The sequence below is a fragment of the Hyphomonas sp. UBA3601 genome, from assembly GCF_002375605.1.
GTDB lineage: Bacteria > Pseudomonadota > Alphaproteobacteria > Caulobacterales > Hyphomonadaceae > Hyphomonas.
The window spans coordinates 70,101-74,224 of record NZ_DFME01000017.1 but is presented as its reverse complement, the minus strand read 5'-3'; the positions used below and the strand labels follow the sequence as shown (position 1 = coordinate 74,224).

At 62.0% G+C, this 4,124-nt stretch carries 5 protein-coding genes; all 5 read right to left on the bottom strand.

Annotated elements, in window-relative coordinates:
• A partial coding sequence (locus B4F73_RS01440) for a PQQ-binding-like beta-propeller repeat protein (protein ID WP_290482345.1) occupies window positions 1-1,318 on the bottom strand: 1,318 nt, incomplete at its 3' end.
• Window positions 1,315-2,049: a hypothetical protein gene (locus tag B4F73_RS01435; protein ID WP_290482344.1), complete on the bottom strand. Its 735-nt coding sequence runs from the start codon at window positions 2,047-2,049 to the stop codon at window positions 1,315-1,317. The genes B4F73_RS01435 and B4F73_RS01440, both read right to left, overlap by 4 nt.
• Before the next feature lie 69 nt (window positions 2,050-2,118).
• On the bottom strand, window positions 2,119-2,955 hold the full coding sequence (gene panB / locus B4F73_RS01430; RefSeq protein ID WP_206993252.1) for a 3-methyl-2-oxobutanoate hydroxymethyltransferase: 837 nt from the start codon (window positions 2,953-2,955) through the stop codon (window positions 2,119-2,121).
• Window positions 2,956-3,024: 69 nt separating this feature from the next.
• Entirely contained in the window at window positions 3,025-3,426 is a 402-nt protein-coding gene (locus B4F73_RS01425; protein WP_290479776.1) for a GFA family protein, read from the bottom strand.
• Window positions 3,427-3,430: 4 nt separating this feature from the next.
• On the bottom strand, window positions 3,431-4,015 hold the full coding sequence (locus B4F73_RS01420; protein ID WP_290479775.1) for an NnrU family protein: 585 nt from the start codon (window positions 4,013-4,015) through the stop codon (window positions 3,431-3,433).
• Between the last annotated feature and the right edge of the window lie 109 nt (window positions 4,016-4,124).

Below are 4,124 nucleotides of genomic sequence, written 5' to 3'. Positions count from 1 at the left end.
TCAGCAGGAAGACTTTTCCCTGCACGGCGATGGGTTCGATGTAAGTCGTGTCCTTGATATCCAGAGACGCGGTCTGTTCGCCCGTCTGCGGATCAAAGGCGAGCAGCTCGCCATAGGACGAAACGATCAGGATGCGTCCCGACGCAAGAAGCGGACCGGAATAGCTGATACGTTTCTTCTTTTTCTTCTCGTTCTTGTACTGCGGCAGCTCGGTGACCCAATAGGCGTCGCCTGAGCCAGCATCCAGCGCCGCCAGAGTGGCATTGGTGCCGATGACAAACAGGAATTTCCCGCTGAGCGCTGGGGCTTGGGTCGAGCCGATGGGGCGCGCCCAGACGCGATTGCCGCTGCGCCCGTCAATCGCGACCGTGATGCCGGACTGGCTCGACGCGAAGACGAGGCCACCGGCCAGAACCGGGCGTGAGCCGATATCGTTGATCTCGGAAATCGGTGTGAAGCGGCCGGCCTGCGAAATGGCATCCGTCCAGAGGCGACGGCCATTATTGGCAAGATAGGCGATGATCTCACCAGAGGAGTAAGGCGCGATCACGAAGTCTTCGATGGCGGCCGGGCTTGGGCTGCCGAGGACGCGGGCGGATTCCGCAATTGCCTGATCGCTCCAATCGGTCTCGCCGGTCTCAAGGTCCAGCGCGAACACTTCATTATTGTTGGAGGCGACAAAGATCGTGCCGTCCTTGACGGTGGGGGCACCCGTCATGGGCACGCCAAGCTCGCGCTTCCACAATTCGGTCCCGTCTTCGGCGCTGACGCGTGTGACATAGCCAAAGCCACTTGCGACGATCAGCGTATCATCTGTCACGGCAAGGCCGCCGCCGAGCGCGGTCTTGTCGCGCTTGGTCAGGCCTTTGAGTTCCTTTTTCCAGAGCGTGCGGCCGCTGGAGATTTCCGTCGAATAGATCGTCTGGTCCGCATCCAGCGTGTAGATGGCAGTCTCGCTGGCGACCGGTGGCGTGGTCACGGCAGACTTGTTGCTGGAGCCTTTGCCGACCGAATTGCGCCAGGCGATTTTCAGGTCAGGCGCTGCATTGACGTGGCCTGGTGCCTTGGCGGGGGTTCCGCCTGCTTCCGGCCAGGATGCCATATCCGTGGGAGGCAACAGTTCGATGGATTCCGTGGCCAGCTCAGGCTTGGCCTCAACCGCTTCCTCCGCGAGCACCATCGTGACGCGGCCAGCCTTGTCGAGCTGTTCCTTGTCGTCATTGCCGGAATTGCCGAAGAACGGAATGCTGCTGCAGGCCGTCAGGGCGATGAACGCCGTTGCGGTTGCGGTCAGCTTGAGTGGGCGTGAAAGCCTCATTGGCCGGTCTCCTCGATATCGGCAGTTTCAGCGGGCGCTTCGCCCTCAACTGGTGTCTCAGTGTCGCTTGCGGTCGTTTCTTCAGCTGGCGCTGGCGGGATCGCAGCAAGGGCGATCTCGGCGCGGCGCTTCACGCCTTCGGGCGCAGCCGCATCAAAGCGGAGACGGTTGAACTCGGTCCGGGCGCGGGCAATGTCGCCGCTCTCGAAAGCTTTCGCCGCGATCAGTTCACGGGCAAGCGCGCCGAGCGGGCCTTCATCCTCGACCAGGCTGCCGAGCGTCGCTTCAAGGTCTGCCATGGACTGGGTGTCGACCGAGAAATACGCGGTCTTCAGGATGGACAGGCGCTCATACGGGCTGCCTTCCACGGCAGCCACGGCCGATAGGGTGCGGGTTGCGCCATTGGCGTCGCCGCCGCCCTCATATTGGGTCTGCGCCAGATATTGCGCTGCCAAAGGCGCGATCTTGCCACTGCCTTCGGCCAATTCACGGAACGCGGCTTCGGCCTCGACGTAATTGTCTTCTTCCAGCAGGGTCAGGGCGTTCTCGAAGGCGAGCGCGCGTTCTGCCCGGGCCTGTTCAGCCTGTGGGCGCAACACGAATTCATTTAGGGCCACCGCCCCGATGAGCAGCGCTGCCGCGCCATAGATAAAGGGCCTGTAGCGTGTCCACAGGCCTTCCATCTTGTCCTGGCGCAGGCTTTCATCGACTTCGTCAAAAATGTCGCTCAACGTGGCGCTCCGATCGGGTAATCTGACTTCGGGGGGAACCTAGACGCGCCTGCGCCCAGCTGCAACGTGTCAGGGCTGTTTCGCCTCAGGTTTTCGCAGGGAATAGGTCTCGGCTTCGCCGGGGAATTCGCGGGACCGGACGTCGACAGCAAACTGGCCGAGGGCGGTGTCGATCTCGCTGCGGAGGTCGGCGTAACGGCGCACGAATTTCGGCGCCCAGTCGAACAGGCCCAACATGTCCTGTGTGACCAGTACCTGGCCATCGCAGCTGGCGGACGCGCCGATGCCGATTGTGGGGCAGCTGACGGCCTTGGTAATCTCGTCGGCGAGATCGCGCGCAACGCCTTCGATGACAATGGCAAATGCGCCCGCTTCGTCTGCAGCGCGCGCCTCGTTCAGCACGATGTCGCGTTCGGATTCGGTGCGGCCCTTGGCGCGGAAGCCACCATCGACATTCACCGCCTGCGGGCGCAGGCCGACATGGCCCATCACCGGAATGCCACGCTCCACAAGATGGGCGATCTGGGTAGCGGCATAGGCGCCGCTCTCGATCTTGACCGCCTGACAGCCGGTTTCCTTCATGATGCGGGCGGCATTCAAAAAGGCCTGATCTTCGCTCGTCTCGTAGCTGCCAAAGGGCATATCGACGACGACGAAGGCCTGCTGGCTGCCGCGCATCACGGCCTGACCGTGCAGGATCATCATCTCCATCGTCACGCCAACGGTCGAGGGCAGGCCATGGACCACCATGCCGACGCTGTCGCCAACGAGGATCAGGTCGGCATGCGGGTCCATGATCTCGGCCATTGGCGCGTCATAGGCCGTCAGGCAGACGAGCGGTTCACCCCCTTTGGCGGCGGCGATATCCTTGACGGTTTTTCGGGAAATACGAGTTTGTTTCGACATGGCCAGCGACTTAGCCTGCCTCAGACCGGCGGGCAAGCGCATGTGAACGGTCGCTCCGGCGCTGCCGGATCAGCTGCGGCCTTTGGGGAAGTGCTGCAGGGCGGTGGGTATGTCCACCCACTCATGCCGGGTTTCTTCCCAGACCGAGCGGATCGGCCCGGGAAAGCGCGGATCTGCGATCGCCCCTACGGCGATACCTGCTGCTTCCGGGTGCTTTTCCGTGACCCAGTAGACGGTAGACCCGCAAGTGGGACAAAAATAGGTCGTGAAGGTACCCCCGCTGTCAGCTTCGCGTGTCCAGGGGGTAGCCTTGCCTGTAATGGTCAAAGCAGTGAGCAGGTAATATGCCCCCACTCCGAAGGGGGAGCCGGTGCGACGCTGGCACGCGGTACAGTGACAGGCGACAACGGCCGGCGTGATATCGTCAGGCAGTGTGACTTTCAGGGCGCCGCAAGCGCATTGCGCATCCATGTGACTACACTCCCGGCACGACAGGCACGCCGATCAGCCATCGATGCAGGTGGAAGACGAACGCGACATACACGCCGGTCCCGATCACCAGCGCGCCAATGTCTCCCATATTGGACACCGCCACATCACCCGGCGGGCCATTGTCGCCGCGCTTCTTCACTGCGATCCGGTCGATCACGGCATAGGCGAGGAAGCTGCCGAACAGGATGATCGAGTTCCACTCGCCATTGGCCAGAAGGTGACCAAGCGCCCAGAGCTTCACCGCCACCAACATGGGGTGCTTCAGGGCTTTCTTGATCCGGCCTGTCGGCAGGTTGGCAGCGACGAGGAAGATCAAGGCTGGCAGCATCAGCGCCATGTTGACGTGTGAGCCCCAACTGGGCGCGAAATAGAGCGATCCCATCCAGCGCGCTGCGTCATAGCCATAGATGATCAGGACCAATCCGATCAACGAAATCAGGCTGTAGAGCCCCATATAGGGGCCGTAGCCTATGCGTTGTTTCAGATCCTCTCCCGGTTTTCGGCTTCGAAACGCGGAAAACAGATGGACCCCAAAGAACACGACCAGCCCGGCAATCAGATACGGCATGACGATTTCCTCCCGAGCGGGAGTCTATGCGGAGTCCGGGATGTGGGAAAGTGGAAAGCCTGAAGGCGGCCTCAGCCCTCGGGCTGATCCTTGAGCCAGACTTCGACAT

What these genes read in the sequence shown, in the direction of transcription:
- B4F73_RS01420 (WP_290479775.1), bottom strand. Translation starts at nt 4,015, where the DNA reads ATGCCGTATCTGATTGCCGGGCTGGTCGTGTTCTTTGGGGTCCATCTG.
- panB (WP_206993252.1), bottom strand. Translation starts at nt 2,955, where the DNA reads ATGTCGAAACAAACTCGTATTTCCCGAAAAACCGTCAAGGATATCGCC.
- B4F73_RS01425 (WP_290479776.1), bottom strand. Translation starts at nt 3,426, where the DNA reads ATGGATGCGCAATGCGCTTGCGGCGCCCTGAAAGTCACACTGCCTGAC.